This window comes from Microcystis sp. M061S2 (assembly GCF_020245605.1).
Lineage (GTDB): Bacteria > Cyanobacteriota > Cyanobacteriia > Cyanobacteriales > Microcystaceae > Microcystis.
Genome location: NZ_JADBUP010000131.1, coordinates 1 through 18,018, shown reverse-complemented (window position 1 = coordinate 18,018; position 18,018 = coordinate 1). Strand labels below are relative to the sequence as shown.

The 18,018-nt window shown below is 41.8% G+C and carries 17 protein-coding genes and 1 pseudogene; 8 read left to right on the top strand and 10 right to left on the bottom strand.

What is annotated here, in order from left to right:
• Window positions 1-84: 84 nt before the first annotated feature.
• The 5 genes and pseudogenes from IM475_RS19910 to IM475_RS19890 all read right to left on the bottom strand — a co-directional run bounded on the left by IM475_RS19910 (window position 85) and on the right by IM475_RS19890 (window position 5,581).
• Window positions 85-1,029, bottom strand: a complete 945-nt coding sequence (locus tag IM475_RS19910; protein ID WP_287728870.1) for an AEC family transporter — start codon at window positions 1,027-1,029, stop codon at window positions 85-87.
• A gap of 49 nt (window positions 1,030-1,078) precedes the next feature.
• Complete coding sequence (locus IM475_RS19905) at window positions 1,079-1,678, bottom strand: Uma2 family endonuclease (RefSeq protein ID WP_287728868.1); 600 nt, start codon at window positions 1,676-1,678, stop codon at window positions 1,079-1,081.
• A gap of 161 nt (window positions 1,679-1,839) precedes the next feature.
• Window positions 1,840-2,010, bottom strand: a pseudogene (locus tag IM475_RS19900) (nucleotidyltransferase family protein); the annotation flags it as partial.
• A gap of 105 nt (window positions 2,011-2,115) precedes the next feature.
• Window positions 2,116-2,979 carry a formylglycine-generating enzyme family protein gene (locus IM475_RS19895; RefSeq protein WP_287728864.1) on the bottom strand — a complete coding sequence of 288 codons (864 nt, stop codon included), beginning with the start codon at window positions 2,977-2,979 and terminating at the stop codon, window positions 2,116-2,118.
• A 175-nt stretch (window positions 2,980-3,154) separates the two neighbouring features.
• The gene (locus IM475_RS19890; RefSeq protein WP_287728863.1) at window positions 3,155-5,581 is read right to left on the bottom strand and encodes a dynamin family protein; all 2,427 of its coding nucleotides are present in this window, start codon (window positions 5,579-5,581) and stop codon (window positions 3,155-3,157) included.
• A gap of 221 nt (window positions 5,582-5,802) precedes the next feature.
• Between IM475_RS19890 and IM475_RS19885 the strand changes: the two genes are divergently transcribed.
• On the top strand, window positions 5,803-7,443 hold the full coding sequence (locus IM475_RS19885) for a DUF655 domain-containing protein (protein ID WP_287657093.1): 1,641 nt from the start codon (window positions 5,803-5,805) through the stop codon (window positions 7,441-7,443).
• A 40-nt stretch (window positions 7,444-7,483) separates the two neighbouring features.
• Here the strand turns inward: IM475_RS19885 and IM475_RS19880 are convergent, their stop codons facing one another.
• The 3 genes from IM475_RS19880 to IM475_RS19870 all read right to left on the bottom strand — a co-directional run bounded on the left by IM475_RS19880 (window position 7,484) and on the right by IM475_RS19870 (window position 8,989).
• Window positions 7,484-7,795 carry an MgPME-cyclase complex family protein gene (locus tag IM475_RS19880; protein ID WP_002801117.1) on the bottom strand — a complete coding sequence of 104 codons (312 nt, stop codon included), beginning with the start codon at window positions 7,793-7,795 and terminating at the stop codon, window positions 7,484-7,486.
• Between the two features lie 67 nt (window positions 7,796-7,862).
• Window positions 7,863-8,585, bottom strand: a complete 723-nt coding sequence (locus tag IM475_RS19875) for a pyridoxine 5'-phosphate synthase (RefSeq protein WP_287657144.1) — start codon at window positions 8,583-8,585, stop codon at window positions 7,863-7,865.
• A gap of 59 nt (window positions 8,586-8,644) precedes the next feature.
• The gene (locus IM475_RS19870; protein WP_287728861.1) at window positions 8,645-8,989 is read right to left on the bottom strand and encodes a YbaB/EbfC family nucleoid-associated protein; all 345 of its coding nucleotides are present in this window, start codon (window positions 8,987-8,989) and stop codon (window positions 8,645-8,647) included.
• 265 nt (window positions 8,990-9,254) lie between these two features.
• On the opposite strand from IM475_RS19870, the gene IM475_RS19865 reads away from it, so the two are divergent.
• Entirely contained in the window at window positions 9,255-10,451 is a 1,197-nt protein-coding gene (locus tag IM475_RS19865) for a DUF4377 domain-containing protein (RefSeq protein ID WP_287657098.1), read from the top strand.
• Between the two features lie 328 nt (window positions 10,452-10,779).
• Here the strand turns inward: IM475_RS19865 and IM475_RS19860 are convergent, their stop codons facing one another.
• Both IM475_RS19860 and IM475_RS19855 read right to left on the bottom strand, forming a co-directional pair.
• Window positions 10,780-11,601, bottom strand: a complete 822-nt coding sequence (locus IM475_RS19860; protein ID WP_287728860.1) for a slr1353 family protein — start codon at window positions 11,599-11,601, stop codon at window positions 10,780-10,782.
• A gap of 201 nt (window positions 11,602-11,802) precedes the next feature.
• Window positions 11,803-11,934: a hypothetical protein gene (locus tag IM475_RS19855; protein ID WP_002732870.1), complete on the bottom strand. Its 132-nt coding sequence runs from the start codon at window positions 11,932-11,934 to the stop codon at window positions 11,803-11,805.
• Between the two features lie 89 nt (window positions 11,935-12,023).
• On the opposite strand from IM475_RS19855, the gene IM475_RS19850 reads away from it, so the two are divergent.
• The 6 genes from IM475_RS19850 (at window position 12,024) to IM475_RS19825 (ending at window position 17,865) form a co-directional block, all read left to right on the top strand.
• Window positions 12,024-14,276: a ribonuclease R family protein gene (locus IM475_RS19850; RefSeq protein WP_287728859.1), complete on the top strand. Its 2,253-nt coding sequence runs from the start codon at window positions 12,024-12,026 to the stop codon at window positions 14,274-14,276.
• Window positions 14,277-14,278: 2 nt separating this feature from the next.
• Entirely contained in the window at window positions 14,279-15,061 is a 783-nt protein-coding gene (locus IM475_RS19845) for a DUF3153 domain-containing protein (RefSeq protein ID WP_287728858.1), read from the top strand.
• A 271-nt stretch (window positions 15,062-15,332) separates the two neighbouring features.
• A complete protein-coding gene (fbp, locus tag IM475_RS19840; RefSeq protein WP_287728857.1) occupies window positions 15,333-16,379 on the top strand; it encodes a class 1 fructose-bisphosphatase in 1,047 nt (348 codons plus the stop codon).
• Window positions 16,380-16,406: 27 nt separating this feature from the next.
• Window positions 16,407-16,871, top strand: a complete 465-nt coding sequence (locus IM475_RS19835) for a hypothetical protein (protein WP_287728856.1) — start codon at window positions 16,407-16,409, stop codon at window positions 16,869-16,871.
• A gap of 51 nt (window positions 16,872-16,922) precedes the next feature.
• On the top strand, window positions 16,923-17,156 hold the full coding sequence (locus IM475_RS19830; protein ID WP_287728854.1) for a hypothetical protein: 234 nt from the start codon (window positions 16,923-16,925) through the stop codon (window positions 17,154-17,156).
• A gap of 361 nt (window positions 17,157-17,517) precedes the next feature.
• Window positions 17,518-17,865, top strand: a complete 348-nt coding sequence (locus tag IM475_RS19825; RefSeq protein WP_159249111.1) for an NADH-quinone oxidoreductase subunit K — start codon at window positions 17,518-17,520, stop codon at window positions 17,863-17,865.
• The last annotated feature ends 153 nt before the right edge of the window (window positions 17,866-18,018 follow it).

Below are 18,018 nucleotides of genomic sequence, written 5' to 3'. Positions count from 1 at the left end.
TACACGGCAGAAGTCGTCGACATGACAGAAAAGAGCTTCTAGACTAGACATAGATGGGTTGGGGGTGCTGAGTTTATATATTTTTCAGCTTACTAGCCCCCGCCTTTTCTTTCCTCCCTTATCCCGAACTGACGTTAAATAGACTTTTAATAACCAAAGAAAGAAAGGAATAGTCAGAAAACTAGCAAGAGTAGTGACAACAACTGTGCGGGCCATTAAAGCAGCCGAACCACCGAATTCTGTGACTAAAATGACGGTATTAACGGCGGTGGGCATGGCACTTTGTAGGATGAGAATTTTTAGATCCATACCAGTTAATCCTAAACTATTGCCGATCGCAAATGCCAAAAGAGGAGCGACTAAAAGACGCAAACCGGCCCCTAATAATTCTAATTTACCGATCGCTAATTTTTGCTGAGATAATTGGATACCTAAGATAATTAAAGCCAAAGGAATTGCTGCTTCTCCTAGATAGCTAACACTTTTATCTAATTGCAGGGGAAGATGAAAAGAGAAAGTTTGAAAGCTAATGCCGATAAAAATTGACCAGATTAAGGGCAAGCGAAAAACTAAGCGAAATCCTGAGAGAAAGCTTTTTCCTCGCAAATAAGCGGGACTAATACCAAATAAAAGAATACTAGAGCCAATCATATAGATTATCGCTCTTTCCAGTCCGGCCGCACCCAGGGCAAAACTAGCCACCGGTAAACCCATATTACCGTTATTGGGCATCACGGCGGCAGCCATGAGGCTTTTGCGGGTATCATCATCGAGACTGAGACAATAGGCCATAATTTCGACGACAATCGCCATTACCAGTGAAATAAGGGCAAAGCCTAGGAGAATTAAACCGATATTGCTGGCGGATAAAGTGGTGCGATAGAGTCCATCAATCACCAAAGCGGGAGCAAGAATATACACCGTGATTTGGGAAAGGGAATGCACTTCAACAGTGAGAATTTTTCCTGCTATCACACCGATGAGGATGATAAAACCCACTGGAACAATAGCGGAGAGAATAGCAAGCATTAATCAAGTAAAAAGTAAATAGTACATAGAAAAAAACTTATCTGACTTTTTAACGGATTTCTGTTATATCTTCGTATAAAGATGCGATTGCACAGTGAAAATCGATACTAGCTAGATAAATATCTGCTCCTTTGCTGTAGGGATAAAGAACCCAGAATCCTTCGTCATTGCGACGAAAACAATCTACACCGATGCGTTCTTGACTGATAAGAACGTATTCTTCTAAAGTTTCAAGGGAACGATAGTCGGCAAATTTATCGCCCCGATCTCGCTTCGCGAGCGCGTTGCGAGCAAAGGCAGCAGTAGTGGGGGATAATACTTCTACAATCAAGCGCGGATAACGGATAAAATCTTCCGAGAAAGACCGATTATCTCGCGAGTCGCAAGTGACCACAAGATCGGGATAAAAATAACTATTAGCTATTTCTAGACGAACTTTCATATCTGTGGCATAGACAAGACAACCGCTACCCCGCAGCTGGTTTTTTAAAAGTGTAGCTAAGTTGATAATAATCATACCGTGGGCTTTACTTGCACCAGCCATGGCGTAGGTTTGACCGCGAATATATTCGTGTTTATCTTTAGCTATTCTCTCTCTTGCTAAATAATCTTCCGGGGAAAGATAGTTATAGTCAAAGTTAGTAATCATTTGGTTAAATCACTTTTATTGTCTCTAAAATCAATTCTAACTCTCGATCGAGGAGCGGTACATTTTAAAAATTTTTCTGACAAACACCTGCAAATTTTGCCAGTTGCTCGGCAAATTATTGAGCTAATTGACCTGCTCGGACAATATCTAGTAAAAAAGCCTTATCCCGCCACATAAATCACTTGCGCTGTCCCTAAAATCTCTCGTTGACGAATCCAATTATGACTCTGCTCGATCGATTTTTTCGTTAGCAAATCAACTTTCCGTCCCAATAAATTCTCTAATTCCCGTTTCATCCTCGAAAACTCCAGAATTCCCCAAGAAACACTATCGGCTCTCTTGGGTTTGGTGGGTAAAATGTATTCTAAGATACATTCCTGCCAGTGAGCGACTGGAACGAACCACAAAGACACAAAGGACACAAAGATTGATCGGTTCTATAAAGGAGAATTATCGCTAACGACACGAAAACCGATATCATAGAGTCCAGCAGTAGCCATAAATTTGACTCGGTAGGCCGAGCGACATTTGTTAGGGCCGTCATTCCAGGAACCCCCGCGTAAAACTCGTCTGTCTTTATCTTCTATTGTGGCTGCTTCGTAGTTATCGCGCCAGTAATCTGCACACCATTCCCTGACATTTCCGTGCAGATCGTAGAGTCCGAAAGGGTTAGCGACGGCAAACATTCCCACCGGTGTGGTTTCTCTGCGATCGCATCCCAGGCTACCTTCCCCATAACGACCAGAACTGCACACTTTCCCCCCATAATCCCAGTCCACCCCGGAATAGTTGGCTAAATCGGTGGAAATTGTCGGGCCAAAGTGAAAAGGGGTTGATGTTCCTCCCCGACAAGCGTATTCCCATTCTTTTTCTGCGGGTAAACGATAATTCAGTCCGGTGAGACGGGATACGCGATCGCAAAATTCCACCGCTTCCCACCAGTTAATTTGTTCTACGGGGCGATCGTAACCTTCAAAATGGGCCGGATAGGGATTAAGTTCAATATTTACCGGTTCTAATTTTGCCACCTCGCGCCATTGTCGTTGGGTAATTGGGTAGCGACTCAGACAAAAAGCCTGAATATTAACCGGAGATTGGGGACTTTGACTCAATTTCCAGCCTAACTCGCTTTTGGGCGCACCGATGAGGTATTGACCGCTAGGGATAGAAATCATCTCTAAAAAGGTTTTTTTGCTTAAAAAATATTTATAACCTCGATTAGTGACTTTTTCCCGTTTAATTTCCTCACCTTTGCCATTAACAGTGACCACCTCATCGGTAAAATCTAACCATTCTCCCATTCTGCACCCCTCTATCGGTTATCGGTTGATCAGGTTCAGCTGCGAGCCTAAAAACATCTCGAAACCTACCAGTTTAAGAATAACAAGACTTCGATCGCTTATCCCCCGATCAGTTTTAATTTTAATTAATTTTTTGGATTGTTCCCCCTCACTTCCCACCTTCCCACTCCCCATATTAATTGCTGGAGTCATTAACAACTTCAGGGACAATCTCTAATTCTTGTTCACCAATTATAGGTAAATGATTTTTCTGTAAACCCATAGCAGTTAAACAAGTATTGAGAGAGTTTATCGCTTGGTTATAATCCTCAATTTTTTGGTGAATTTCTTCCTGTTTGCGGGCATTATTCGCAATTTTTTCCGCCGCTTCCTGTTCTAAGGTTTGTTCTAGATAAGAACGAGCTTGATTAAACTGTTGTAGAATAGTATCGGCTTGTTTTTTTGCCATTGGTATCAATTGATTTTTTAAAGTATTATTAATAGTTTGACGGAAGTTTTTCTGAATTGTCACTGATACTTTTGGCTCAAAATCTAACTTAAGTAATTGACGGATAGCGGGTTCAGCACCAAGAATACTTTCACAGTCATAACCTTGGGCAGTTTGTTGGACAGTTTGCCGAAATTGAAAGATAGAAAAAGTGCCTTCGTTGTAAAAATTGTGATTTTCTCTTACATAGCGATCACACTCTGTTCTCGCTTCGGAAACTAAGGCATGAATTAACTGATCTTCTAGCTGTTTTAGCTGATTTTCTATGCCCCCATCATTACCCAATAAACGATAGATTTGCCGATAATAATCACCTTGCCTTACCGCATCTAAAAGACGCTGACAAAAGCGACTAATTAAACTGGTTGACTCCTCAATTAACACATCTTCTAGCTGGTTAGACAGATAATAAAAAGCTTCTACCAATACTGCTAATAAAGGTGCTGTAGCATTGCGAGGATGAGTTAAAGTCGCTTGCGAGTAAGCATTTTTAACAGAAAAAGTATTTAATAACTCATCCAATCTTGATACCATTCTCGCTTTCAGTTTCTTAAAGTCTTCCTCAAAGTTTTCATCGCTATTAACCACGATAGCATTGACATAACCATCGATATGTTTAGTTAATTTCTCTCCCACTTCCTTTAACTCTTGATTGAGGTGATTTAACTCCAGAGCTTTCATCGCCTCAATTTCTCGTGGTTGACTTTCTAAATCACGATAAATACCTTGGTAATGATTTTTGAGAGTGATGCAGAGAGATTGTAAATCATCAGCTAAAGTTGCAAACAATTGCGGGCGTTTTTCTTCGGTAAGATAACGAGTAATTGCCGTGCGAAATTCTTCGATACCGCTATCAGCAATTAACTGCTCTAGTAAAGGAGTTCCCCACTCGCTTAAAACTCGGAAGTAATTTTTATTAGGAGTTTCATAACCGTGGATGGAAACTTTAAAGGAAGTTGCCAGTAATTTACCGGAGTTGGCACAATAGTTATTAAACTCGCTGACAAATTGCGGTGTTTCTTCTTCTCCTCCTAAATTTTTAACACTTTCGGTAAAGATAGAATCTAAACCATAACGCTGATTAATATTGGTTTGATTTTTCACCTGATACCCATAAAACCCTAAAAGTCCACTGGTTTTGTAAATGCGGGAAGTATCACGAAATTGCGTTTGAATTAGGTTTTCTAAACGCTGTTTTAGTTGGGCTGAGTACCAGGTTTCATCAATGCGGTTAAAAACATAAAAAACTCGATCACGAATACCAGCATTAGAGCCAATTTTTTCGAGTAATTCCGTTTCTTCTGTAGCTAATTCTCCCGCAGAAGCAGCCTTTAAAACACAAACCACTGCCGAAGTATCAGGATGCTCTATTTTACGATAGGCTAATGCGGCATCTTTTTTGACTGGGGCATCAATACCGGGCAAATCTACCAAAACGTTACCATCTTTAAGGAGAGGATGATAACAGTAATATTCTAGACGTTTTAAGACGGCACTATTGCTACCACGACGGGCAAAACTGGCCGCTTCTGCTAAATTAGAAAAGTGAAATTGTTCCATGGAATAGGTGGCATTATGCAGCGTATGGATCCGCTCACGATTTTGAGTAAATCCTTCAATTAATAATTTTAAACCCTGAGCTTGTTTAGCTCGCTCGGATTTACCTTCTCCCCCTTCCTGTTCGATAATTTTTTGACAGTATTGGTTTAACTGACTACAGTATTCGGGGGAATTAATGTTACTGGGATTAGTTAATTGTAGATTTTGACAGACGGTATCGACTAAAGTACGAATTTCTACTTCGCTGAGAAAGGTTAAAACCACTCTTTCCTCATCAGCGTCTGCGTACTCAATATAACATTCTGTACCCGTTGCGTGTCCTTCGGCACTATACAGCAATTCTCGCTCTAAAAGTGCATTGATTAACATTGATTTCCCGGCACTAAAAGCACCAGCAAAAACGATTTCAAATTTGGGAGAAATGGCTTTTTGTAGGGCAATTTCTATCTTGCTGGTATCCTGTTGATTGCGGAGAGAGGATTCGCCTTTGAATAGTTCAATTATACTGTTAACATTACCAGCCAGATTACTGCATTGGGGTAAAAGTTCAGTCATGATAAAACCCAAATCTAGAAGAACAGTGCTATTGTTCCCCAGATTATAACAAAATTCCCTAACTAGATGTCACATCTTTGGTCAGCGATTTAAACAATCAAGGACAAAGTCATCGTCTTCAATCTAGAATCAGGATTGATTATAATCAATTTAGTGCATACCGATTTCCGAGAACCTCCTTAGGTAAAAATTCCCTCCTGAATCCTAGGGTAATGATAATTATGTGGGCAAAAATGGCAATAGATAAATTGAGATTAAAAAAAATTCGGACTATGGGACAGTTAGGATTTTTGTTAGGAACAGTTTTTCTTTTGGGTGGCTGTCATTCTCTGAATGCTATCCAAAATCGTCCCCAACCCTTGCCCCAAGATCAATATATTCAAGTCTATTTTAATTATAATCAGGCCCAGGGGTCAAATTATACCGATCCCTATCGCCAAATTAATCGCCCGGGGGATAATTTAGAACAGGTTATTATTGATAATATCAACTCGGCCAAAAGTTCGATCGATCTAGCGGTGCAAGAGTTACGTTTACCTGCCATCGCTCAAGCTTTAGTTGCTCGTCAGCAACGGGGAATTAAAGTTAGGGTTATTCTCGAAAATATTTACAATAAACCTATTAATAGTTTAGCCAAAAACCAAGAACAATTAAGTGATCGAGAACAGGAACGTTATCAAAATCTTTTTGACTTAGTTGACATAAATCGCGATGGTAAATTAACTCCAGAGGAAATCGCCCAAAGAGATGCAATTACTATCCTCAAAAAAGCTGGTATTACCCTAATTGATGATAGAAATGATCGCTCAAAAGGTAGCGGTTTAATGCACCATAAATTCATGGTTATTGATAATTACACTACTTTAATCAGTTCAGCTAACTATACCTTAAGTGATATTCATGGAGACTTTTCTAATCCCAAAACTGTCGGTAATGCCAATCACTTATTAGTGATTACTAATCCCCCACTAGCTAGAGTTTTTCAAAGAGAATTTAATCTGATGTGGGGAAGGGAAGATCGTTCTAGATTTGGGTTAGATAAACCCCACAGAAAACCGCAAACAATCCCTATCGGTAATAGTAGTCTGACGGTAAAATTTTCCCCCGATTCTACCACTTATCCCTGGGCAATTACTAGCAATGGTCTGATCGGTGAAACTTTAAATAAAGCTGAAAAATCCGTGGATTTAGCCCTGTTTGTCTTTACGGAACAGCCTCTAGCTAATATTCTCGCCCAACGACATCAAAAAGGGATAGAAATTAAGGCTTTAATTGATCCTAGTTTTGCCTTCCGATACTATAGCGAAGGATTAGATTTATTAGGAGTTGCTCTCAGTAATAAATGTCGTTATGAACCAGATAATCAGCCTTGGCAAAACCCCATTAATACCCTAGGAGTTCCCGATCTAGCCCGGGGAGATAAATTACACCATAAATTCGGTTTAATCGATGATAAAATTGTGATTACTGGTTCTCATAATTGGTCAAGAGCCGCTAACCATCAAAACGATGAAGCTTTAGTTATTATCGATAATCCCACCGTTGCCGCTCATTTTGATCGAGAATTTCAATATCTTTACCGTACCGCTAAATTAGGACTGCCGGAAACTATTAAAAATCGGATCGAACAGGATAGAAAAAACTGCCCCCAATCTGTAACAATTAAAAGCGATCGCTTAATTAATTTAAACACCGCCACGCGAGAAGAACTAGATAGTTTACCCGGTATCAGTGGCAAATTAGCTGAAAAAATTATCGCGGCCCGGCAAGAAAAACCCTTTACTTCCCTAGAAGATTTGGATCGAGTATCGGGAATCGGTCAGGGAAAAATCAACAAGCTGCAAGGCAAAGTCAGCTGGTGATGATTGCCTCGTCTGTATTTTTGGCCCCAGTCCAAAAGGGTTATTTTAACGGTTCGGGAATACTATCGGAAGGAGCTTCAAACTGTCCGGTAATAACGTATTCTAGACGCAATTTTAGCCAAGTAATAAACTGTTGATTGAGAGAAACAATCGCCGCTGCTGGTTGGGGAGTTTTCTTTTTGATATCGGCAAAACCGGGAGTATCTAAAAAAGCTGGATTGGCAATTAACCAAAAATCAATTTCTTGACCTTTTTCTTGATAATTCCTGATTCTTTCCTTCAAAACTTCCTTTTCGATCGCTTCTTCTTCTAAAAACTTTTGACTGGCTACCAAATAATAATAAGTTGTCATGATCTTTCCTTTAATTTTTCAGTGTAATTGTTCGTTAGTCGGGAGATTAGCTGATAGCTGATGGCTTTTACAATTGCCCACGCATAGCCAATTTCATTTCCCTAACAGCCCGTTCTAACCCGACCAAAACCGCACGACTGATAATTGTGTGACCAATGTTCAATTCTTCCATATTGGGCAAACAGGCGACGGCATAAACATTCCAATAGGTCAAACCGTGGCCGGCATTCACCCGCAAACCGAGGGAGGAAGCATATTCACAACCTTCTTTAAGAATTGTTAATGATGCTTGACGATCGCTCTCCTGTTGTGCTTCGGCGTATTGACCAGTATGGAGTTCGATAAATTTCGCCCCCGTGTTAGCGGCCGCTTGAATTTGGGTAAAATCGGCATCAATAAACCAACTAACGGGGATATTAGCCGCTTGCAGGCGCTCTACAACCCGACAAAAACGGTCAAAATTGCCCAGCATATCGATCCCCCCTTCCGTGGTCACTTCCTCGCGCTTTTCGGGGACAAGGGTGACATAATCGGGTTTAAGATCGAGAGCAATGGCGATCATTTCCTCCGTCGGGGCCATTTCGAGATTCAGATGAGTCCGCACCGTTTGCCGGAGAATCCGCACATCGCGATCCTGGATATGACGACGATCCTCGCGCAAGTGAACGGTAATGCCATCAGCGCCGCCGATTTCGGCCAAAACTGCCGCCGCCACGGGATCTGGTTCCACGGTTCGACGCGCTTGGCGAATTGTGGCCACATGGTCGATATTGACACCCAAAGTCAGCAAAGTTGAACCTCCTTGTTTGTTAGTCCAACTTTCCATCTTACCATTGCGGTCAAAAGCGATTACATACTGGAGATATTTAAACCCATGGTCAGTTCTTCCATTTTGCTGCGCATGGTTTCCGTGGAGGCATCATAGGCGGCTTTCATGGCTTCTAGAATAGACCCAGCCACAATCTCCATATCTTGGGAGAGGAGAGAAGGGTCGATTTCAATACCCCGGGGTTCTTGGTTGCCACTGAGATAGACTGTCACCAAGCCATTTTCACTCTGGCCAGGAATTTCCATAGTTTCCAGTTCTTCTTGCAGAACTTTGGCCCCTTGTTGCACCTGTTGCGCTTTTTGGAAAGCGTCTTGTAGTTCTTTAATCTTACCGAGACCGAATCCGAATCCTTGTCCTTGTGCCATGATGTTTTTTTTTTGTTTAAGGGGTCACTCAAGGTTTTTATTGTACTGCTTAAGGTGAACTGGGGTCAACTTTTGGCCATTTGAGGGCAAAAAGTGATTAATGACAACGATGGCTTTCTGACTGGGTTAAGGTTTGAGGGAACTTGTTCTCTCTTCATCCGTCACGGGATGGTCAGAAAGAGAAATCCGAAAAATTATCCTAACCACTCAGTCGATTACCCCACGCCATAATACAATTGTTGCTTTGACGAGGAGAATAGCAATTTTGAACGCCAAAAAAACGGGAATTTTCTTGACAATTGCCCTAAGTTGTGTTTTAGCGGGGAAAGCGGCGATCGCTAATACTTCCCCTTTGGAGGGGACTCGATGGAAACTAAGGGGGTGGACAGCCGGGAGTTTGGTGAAAGAAACGGAAATTACTGCCGCTTTCCAGAAAAATATCCTCAGTGGTTCGGCTGGATGCAACCAGTATAATACTGGCTATCAAGTCGATAATGGCACGTTCCAGATCAACCAAGCGATCGCTACTACGAAAAAAGCTTGTCCGGAACCGCAGATGAAACAAGAAAATCAATATCTTGCCGCCTTGCAAGGAGTGGAACAATTCCAAGTGACAGCTAAAGGCGATTTACAATTATTTTATCGTACTCCCGAAGGTTTAGGAATCCTCACTTTTACCCCCGCACCGACCACCACGCGCACGGAAAAGACAATTTATATCAATTCTAGGAAACAACCCTGTAGCCAAGGCCCAACCAAAGACTGTTTACAGATTCGAGAAAAACCAGAGGAAAACTGGAGATTGTTCCCTAATAGTATCGAGGGATTTGATTATAAACCGGGATTTTTCTATCAAATTAAAGTTAGCATTGAAACCGTATCCAATCCAACTAATAATCAAAATTCAGAAACATGGAAGCTATTAGAAGTTATTAGCCAAACCCCAGAAAAAGAGACTCCGCGATCTTGGTTTGATCGACCGTTAACTAATTGGAATAAAGCCAAGGCACCTATCCCCAAATCTCCCGTTAAAACCGTGATTGATAACCAGTGTCGTGAACAGGTTCGTTCGGCAATTACTGCCAATGATCAAGCGCTTAATAAAGCGGGATGGTTACTTTACGGGGCCGTGCAAACCTATGGTAAAACTAGCATTATTTCGGCCATGAGTGGAGTGGATGGAATGTGCCGACCGATGGGTTATCAAGACTTTGTTTTTGTCGATGGTAAATTCGCTGGCACTCTTTCCCCGCGACCGATGGATTCTCGCGCTGATGGGGCATCTCAGAGAATTGTTTTACAAAATAGCGATAGAATTATTGTGGTTTTTAATCGCTATAAAGACACGGATCCTCTCTGTTGTCCTTCCCAATTAAGTCGCGTTATTTATCAAATTGAAACGGTCAGCGGAGTGCCGGTTATTGTTCCCAAAGAAGCGGAAACAGAAGCGGTGAGAAACTAATTCAGTTATCAGTGATCAGTTATCAGTGGGATAGGGAGAAAAATAATGGCAGCTGATAGCTTCCTTTTTTATTAAGTACCTAAGCAAAATTAATTACACATATCTAACCACCTCTTGCCTCTTGCCTATCTTCACTAGGAAATTAATTTTGCACGACTACTTATATCTCCCGCAAAAGTGAGTTTTTAATCGCATTTTCCCGAAAAAGATCGCTTTTCTACTGCCAGAAAATAATCTCTTTCTTGCTGCTTCTCCTGACTGGGAGAATACTGGCTCGGAGACTCCTCACTTAACGGAAGATTTTTGATTTATGCAGCAGGTTTAGTGATTAGGCACTGATACTAGATAAGTAGTTATAGAATTCTAATAACTCCTCATTAGTTAGCAGTAAACGGGACTTTTTGCCATAGGTAGAAATCAGGTATTCCCGACCTTTTTCTGTGGTCCAAGCTAATCGTTTCATCTCCACATCAATTTTAGTTTTAAGCACTGAATAATCGATTTCTTCGGCAATAACAACAACTGGTTCCGGTTCTGGGGGTTCTTCTTCGGTTAAACTCGCTTCTTCTGGCAATTCTGTTGATAAGGAGTAATTATCGGTTTCCATTTCTAATAATAAAGGCTCTGGTTCTGGTAAAGGAATATCCTTAACTTCGGGTAATTCTGGTTCAATTTTAGCTGGGGGAATATCCTTAACTTCGGGTAATTCTGGTTCAATTTTAGCTGGGGGAATATCCTTAACTTCGGGTAATTCTGGTTCAATTTTAGCTGGGGGAATATCCTTAACTTGAGGTAATTCCAGTTCAATTTTAGCTTCAGGACGAGGTATTTCAGTGACTTTAGCCGTTTTGGTCGATTTTTTGGCACTAGCGAGGGGTTTAGGTAAATCGGACGGTAGAGAAATATTATTGGGGCTGACTTTTTCCACAAGCTGGAGATCGGGGGTGTTTTCAGCCTCTAAAAGCAGTAAAGCCCGTTCTCTGGCTCTATCTTCCGCTATTTCCACCGTATCTGCCGCAGCTAAACCTGTAACGACCGTTTTTCCCTCAATTTCGATGATCGCTCTCACAATATACTTGCCGTGATCGATTTGAACTAACTCGCTAATCAGGGCAACTTGGGGGTAACGTTGGCGTAACTTTTGCAACATGGTGACTTTTTCGAGTTCTTTTGTACTTATATTAGAATACTCTATCGTAATTCTGGAAAAATGTAGCAAGTTCTTGCTAAGATTAAAGGTTAGATAAAATTTTCAGTCCTAGGATTAGCCTTGCCCACAGTAACAAGATTCTACTAGGCTGAAGCTTCTGCCAGAGAGACTAGCGATCGCCGAAAAGTTTGCTGGTGTTCGCTATTGGCTTATACTAACGAAGGCTTCGATAATTCTCAGGGTAGGTTCGGGTGTTCGATGCTTGGTCAGTTTACCTTCACTGTCACCACCAGCGATCGCAATTAGCCCGATAGAGATAATCTCTCGAGTCAATGGTTTAAATCAATCCTCTCATTATATAAGTATTTAAACTTAATTGTCCACCATTCCGTCAGTGTCTTGTAAGTAAGGATTATTGTTAGATGGACTTCTCGATCGCCACACTCCTCTCTCATCTTAGTGATGATAAATTAGCTACGGGTAAAATTCTCGAAAAAAAACTAGGCTGCGAAGACAATCCCGAAAGCTGCGAAAAATTGCAAGTGATTCTCGATGCTTTGGAACGTCTGGGAATGGTTGCCAAAGAACGCGGGCGCTATCGTCGTGTGATCGAGGAAAATATCGTAGAAGCAAAGCTGCGCTGTTCCAGTAAAGAATTTTGCTTTGCTATCCAAGATATCGAAGATGCTGATGACATCTACGTCTCGAAAAATCATCTCAGTAACGCTTGGAATGGCGATCGAGTTTTAGTCAAAATCATCCGCGAGGGAACCCGTCGTCGTTCCCCGGAAGGAGAGGTGAGATTAATTCTCGAACGAGCTAATCCTTCGCTTCTAGCGCAAGTAAAACAGGAAAATGAGCAGTTCGTGGCGGTTCCCCTCGATGATCGCCTGAAATTTACCCTTAATCTCCTCGAAAATGGTCAAAATCTCCTAGAAAACATCGATTACCTCGTTCATGTTTCCGTCCTCCGTTATCCCCTAGGGGAAATGCCTCCCATCGGTAAAGTTACTCGCGTTCTCGGTTCCACGGCCGAGGCCGCTGCCGACACGGATATCGTCTCCTGTAAACACGATCTACCCCATAATTTTCCGCCAGAAGCCCTCGAAATTGCCGATAATTTAGCGGATTTCTTCGATAGTGGCGAAAAAGAACAACTGCGAGATTTAACCCCACTCTTCACCTTTACCATCGAAGATGACACCCCCCTAGATTATCCCCCAATCATTGAAAATGCCTTTTCTTTAGAGAAAATCAACCAAAATCGCTGGCGAGTCGCCATTCATATTAGCGATGTCACCCGTTACATTGAACGGGGCGGATTATTGGATAAAGTTGCCAAAAAACGGGGAACTGCCGTCTATTTAGGCGAAAAAGTGCTGCCATTAGTCCCGGCTGCCCTTGCCAGTCGTTGTTCCCTGTCACCGCAAGAACAGCGCCCCGCTATTTCTATCCTCGTCACCCTCGATGACAAGGGGGAGCTAGTGGAGTACGAAATCACTCGCAGCCTCATCCAAGTGGATCAACATTTTACCTATCAACAGGTGCGCGATCTGCTCAGTGAAGAAGATAGCGTCGCTGCCCCCACCGATACGGTTGAAACCCTGAAAGATTTATTTTTTAGCGTTTGCCCCACCCTAAAATCCCAACGTCTGCAGCGGGGTAGTTTTGATATTCAATTAGACAAAATCTCTCCCTACAAAGACGAGGGACGGGGGGGGACTGTTCTCGCTTCTAATAATTTACCGGCCCGTTCTTTACTGACAGAAGTGGCAATTTTAGCTGGCAAAGTTGTCGCCGAACATTTACAGGCCTTAAAATTGCCCTGTATCTACTGCGGACAATCGGAACCGGATTGGGATGAATTGGAGGATTTACTCAAATTAGCCAATAATTTAGGGGCAGAATTAAATTTAACTGCCGAGGAGGAGATTAAACCCAATGACTATCAAAATCTCACCCGCACTTTTTCCGCTTCCACATCGGTGAAAGTCCTCAATTATCTCCTGCAAGAAACTCTCAAATTAGTTAGATATAGCAGCCATCCTTTACCCCATTTTGGTTTGGCCTATCCTGGCAATTATACCCACTGTCTCTCACCCCTGCAAAGATATGCCGATCTTTGGGTACAACGGGTGTTAAAAATCCTATTAACAGAGGGGAAAGATCGCCGCAGCAAAATTGTCAAAGTCGGGGTTAATTTGGGCAGTAATAGCTGTCATGGACAGATTAATTGGAATATTCTCCCAAGTCAAATTCAGGAGGAGTTAGAAGAAGAAAGCCATCTAATTGTTTCCCATCTCAATGATCGCTCAAAAATTGCTGAAGATGCCGAAAAAGACCTAGAAGGATTGAAAAAAGCCGAGAAAATGAAAGAAAGAATGGGTCAAGTTTTTCGCGGCTTAATTACTGGTGTACAATCCTATGGTTTCTTCGTGGAAATTTCCGATTTATTAGTGGAAGGATTGGTTCATGTTTCTTCTCTCAAGGATGATTGGTACGAATATCGCGCTCGTCATAGCTGTTTGGTAGGACGGAAAAATCGCGTTGCCTATCGTCTCGGTGATGAGGTAGAAGTGGAGGTAAAAGATGTAGACTATTATCGTCAGCAAATCGATCTAGTTACGGTTAGCGGTGGCAGTTCAGCAAGTTATGACGACTTAGAAGAAGATTAATTATGAATCAACCAACCACCGAAAAAATCGGAAAAACCCGCTTTATTCTGCCCTTTTTATGCGGTATTTTTCTCTTTTTAACCGGCTGTGTCCGTTACGATGTGGGCATTAATTTTCCCCACCAACACCACGGGGAAATTATTCAACATATCACCCTCGGACAACGCTTAACCAGTCTCAGTCAAACCGAAGCCACTAAATGGTTAAATAGTATCGAACAGAGGGCAAAATTACTTAAGGGGAAAACCGCTCCTATTTCCGAACGAGAAATAATTGTGACTATTCCCTTTAGTAATAGTCAGGAATTAGAGGAAAAATTCAATCAATTTTTTGATCCTAGTTCTTCCTTTAAAATCAAAAATTCCGCCGATACCGATGATATAAAGTTACTGCAACTAGACTCAAAACTGGCAGTTACAGAACGAGATTGGTTCTTTTTGACTCAGAAAAACTTAAAATTAACCGTTGATTTGCGGGCTTTAGGTGTACTTTCTGAACAGGGAAATATTATCGTTAGTCCCGGTTCCTTAGTCGATATCGACTTCGCTTTAAAGACTCCCTTAGCTGGTCAAAATATTGAAGATGACTCAGGATTAAATCCCCCGGTAGAAAAAGTTGATAATCAGTTAATTTGGCATTTAAAACCGGGAGAAATTAACACCATTGCGGCAGCTTTTTGGGTTCCTAACTATTTAGGTATCGGCACAATAGTTATTATTTTAATAACAGGTTTTGCCTATTACTTGAAATATAAACGCTTGCCCGGTGTATCCCCATCAACTTAAATTGAGAGGGCAAGTAAGTAGTTAGGTGTTAAAAACTGTCAGACACCCCCCTTATCAAGGGGGGATTAAGGGGGGATCCATCTTCAATTTAATTATAACCAGCTACTTATTGACCAAAATTGAATGATCAATGAGAGAAAAATTAGCCAACTTATGAAACTGATCCAAAAATTGGCCAACAATAGGGAAAATCTTGGCTAGGATCAAATCATAGTCACAATTGAGACTAGACGGGTTTTCCTTTTTTACTTTATTACTGGCAATTACAGTTATGGTTAGCAATATTCCCTTTTCTATCCCCGAACATAGCCTCGATCGAGATTGTACCACCCTCTCCCGTCACGTCCTGCAACAACTACAAAGTTTTTCCCCCGACGCGCAGGATTTAAGCGCAATTATGAGTCGAATTGCCCTAGCGGGAAAATTAATTGCCCGTCGTCTCAGTAAAGCGGGATTAATGGCGGATGTGCTAGGTTTTACTGGAGAAACCAACGTCCAAGGGGAATCGGTCAAGAAAATGGACGTTTTTGCCAATGAGGTATTTATCTCGGTTTTTAAGCAAAGTGGCTTAGTTTGCCGTCTTGCTTCCGAGGAAATGGATAAACCCTATTATATTCCAGAAAACTGTCCCATCGGTCGCTATACCCTACTCTACGACCCGATCGATGGTTCTTCCAATGTGGATATTAACCTAAATGTGGGTTCGATTTTTGCCATCCGTCAACAGGAAGGCAATGATTTAGACGGAGAAGCCCTAGATTTACTGCAAAATGGTCGTCAACAAATCGCCGCCGGCTATATTCTCTACGGACCCTCGACTATTTTAGTTTACTCGATCGGTCGCGGTGTTCATGCCTTTGTCCTTGACCCCAGTTTAGGGGAATTTATCCTCGCCCAAGAGAATATTATTATCCCCGACCATGGCCCGATTTATAGTACCAATGAGGGCAATTTTTGGCAGTGGGATGAGGCAATTCGCGACTATACTCGTTATGTCCACCGTCATGATGGTTACACAGCCCGTTACAGTGGGGCATTAGTGGGAGATATCCATCGAATTTTAATGCAGGGTGGTGTTTTTCTCTATCCTGGTACTGTTAAAAATCCCCAGGGAAAATTGCGCTTAATTTATGAAACTGCACCCCTTGCTTTTTTAATTGAACAGGCAGGAGGTAAAGCTAGTGATGGGGTGACAAATCTTTTAGATATCGTTCCCGATAAATTACACTACCGCACACCTTTAGTGATCGGTAGTGTCGAAGATGTTAAATTGGTGGAGTCTTTTATCGCTGATCGACGTCATCGCGATCGAGTTTAACTTATAGTTTTATTTAGAGATATTGACATGGATTTACAATATCTGAAGTGGACTAAAAATGTCAGGCGACACGATGGTACATGGGCATATCGGGAATATAAGGTTTCTGATTCCTTCCAACTGGCATGGAAAGACGATGAAGTCAATGCCAATAAACCCGAAAAAGGTAGTTTGATACTACTCAGGCAGCAAGGGTATGTTACCCATTTAGTAAAAGTTCTCGACTGCAAAGCCGAACGTGAAATTGGCAAGGATGATTATGACATCTATCGAATTGTTGAGGTGCTTTGGGCTATTGATTTTGATAATCGACCTGTATCAGCCAAAGCAGATAAGATGTTTGATTATCCAGAAGTTCTCGACTATCAAGGTGGTAAGGTGATGGAATTGGAGAAGTTACCAACCTTCAGACAGCGTTGGGATGACGATGGCGGTTTGAGGGGATTCCAAACTTACATTCGGAATTTATTGGGGCTGTCAAGCAATGACTAAGATCCTTGTTAAGCTTGTGTTATAGTATTGAGCAGATATAGGGTAACTGCTATGACTGCTATAGTTCAGGAACTTTTAGATACCTTTGACCGCTTGACAGACTCAGAGCGCTCAGATTTGCTATTAGAGATTCTGAAGCGGACAATTCACCTGGATTTTCCGCCCTTATCTGATGAAGATCTAGTCCTCAATGCCGAGGGAATTTTTCTAGAATTAGACGATAGTTATAGAAAAAATCAGAGCAGCTCAAACTCCACCTCAAGCGGAGAATATTTATTCCCTTGAATATCAACCAATAACAAGAGAATTTCAAGCTAAGTATGGTGAATTTTTGTCTGCTGATAGCTTAAAAAAATGGCATATTATGATAATTATTTACAGGGTTTTATCGAGTTAATTCGAGTGAAGAAAATAATGTTAGATGCTTCGTTAACATTACTGATTGCGCTCTCTGGCAAGATATACATTATTAAAGCGAAACCGCTTGTTTTTATTTTTTTCAATAATACTTATAGATCTAAGGCAATCTATTTGCTGCCCGAAAATTCCCCCCATAATCTTGAGATTTTTTTGATCAATTGGGACTCGATCGAGGATAATTAGAAAAAGTATTTTGACTCATAACCAAATCTAATCAAGAAGCCCAGTGACGATCCCCCCGCTAGAGTTGTTTGTATTCGCCACCGTTTTGTGCGGATTTTTAGGAACATTCCTGAAAAAAAACTTAATCATGAAGATTATCGCCATGGATGTCATGAGTACCGGCGTTATCGCCTACTATGTGGTGATTTCTTCCCGTGATGGTTTATTTACTCCCATCCTCAGTACAGTTAAACAGCAAGATTACGCCGATCCTGTACCCCAAGCAGTGATTTTAACAGCGATCGTCATCGGTTTTTCCATTCAGGCGTTAATGCTGGTGGGAGTGATGAAATTAGCCAAAGATAACCCCACCCTCGACAGCAGCGAGATAGAAAAAAATAACACACCTTGACATCCTCGCCGTCGTAAAACGGACGGCGATTCCCAAACCTCACGATTTAGGCTTCGGCCGTGAGCTCAGCGTTCGACTGAGCTCACGCCGAAGTCCGAACGGTTTCTGCTTCTTTCCCGTTCGGCTGACGCTCACGGCGGAAGCCTTGCGGGG

Bases quoted from the DNA above. Each gene is read 5' to 3' on its own strand.
- IM475_RS19885 (WP_287657093.1), top strand. From the start codon at position 5,803: ATGTGGGCAAAAATGGCAATAGATAAATTGAGATTAAAAAAAATTCGG.
- fbp (WP_287728857.1), top strand. From the start codon at position 15,333: ATGGTTAGCAATATTCCCTTTTCTATCCCCGAACATAGCCTCGATCGA.
- IM475_RS19895 (WP_287728864.1), bottom strand. From the start codon at position 2,979: ATGGGAGAATGGTTAGATTTTACCGATGAGGTGGTCACTGTTAATGGC.
- IM475_RS19870 (WP_287728861.1), bottom strand. From the start codon at position 8,989: ATGGCACAAGGACAAGGATTCGGATTCGGTCTCGGTAAGATTAAAGAA.
- IM475_RS19905 (WP_287728868.1), bottom strand. From the start codon at position 1,678: ATGATTACTAACTTTGACTATAACTATCTTTCCCCGGAAGATTATTTA.
- IM475_RS19860 (WP_287728860.1), bottom strand. From the start codon at position 11,601: ATGTTGCAAAAGTTACGCCAACGTTACCCCCAAGTTGCCCTGATTAGC.
- IM475_RS19890 (WP_287728863.1), bottom strand. From the start codon at position 5,581: ATGACTGAACTTTTACCCCAATGCAGTAATCTGGCTGGTAATGTTAAC.
- IM475_RS19880 (WP_002801117.1), bottom strand. From the start codon at position 7,795: ATGACAACTTATTATTATTTGGTAGCCAGTCAAAAGTTTTTAGAAGAA.
- IM475_RS19850 (WP_287728859.1), top strand. From the start codon at position 12,024: ATGGACTTCTCGATCGCCACACTCCTCTCTCATCTTAGTGATGATAAA.
- IM475_RS19845 (WP_287728858.1), top strand. From the start codon at position 14,279: ATGAATCAACCAACCACCGAAAAAATCGGAAAAACCCGCTTTATTCTG.
- IM475_RS19830 (WP_287728854.1), top strand. From the start codon at position 16,923: ATGACTGCTATAGTTCAGGAACTTTTAGATACCTTTGACCGCTTGACA.
- IM475_RS19835 (WP_287728856.1), top strand. From the start codon at position 16,407: ATGGATTTACAATATCTGAAGTGGACTAAAAATGTCAGGCGACACGAT.
- IM475_RS19910 (WP_287728870.1), bottom strand. From the start codon at position 1,029: ATGCTTGCTATTCTCTCCGCTATTGTTCCAGTGGGTTTTATCATCCTC.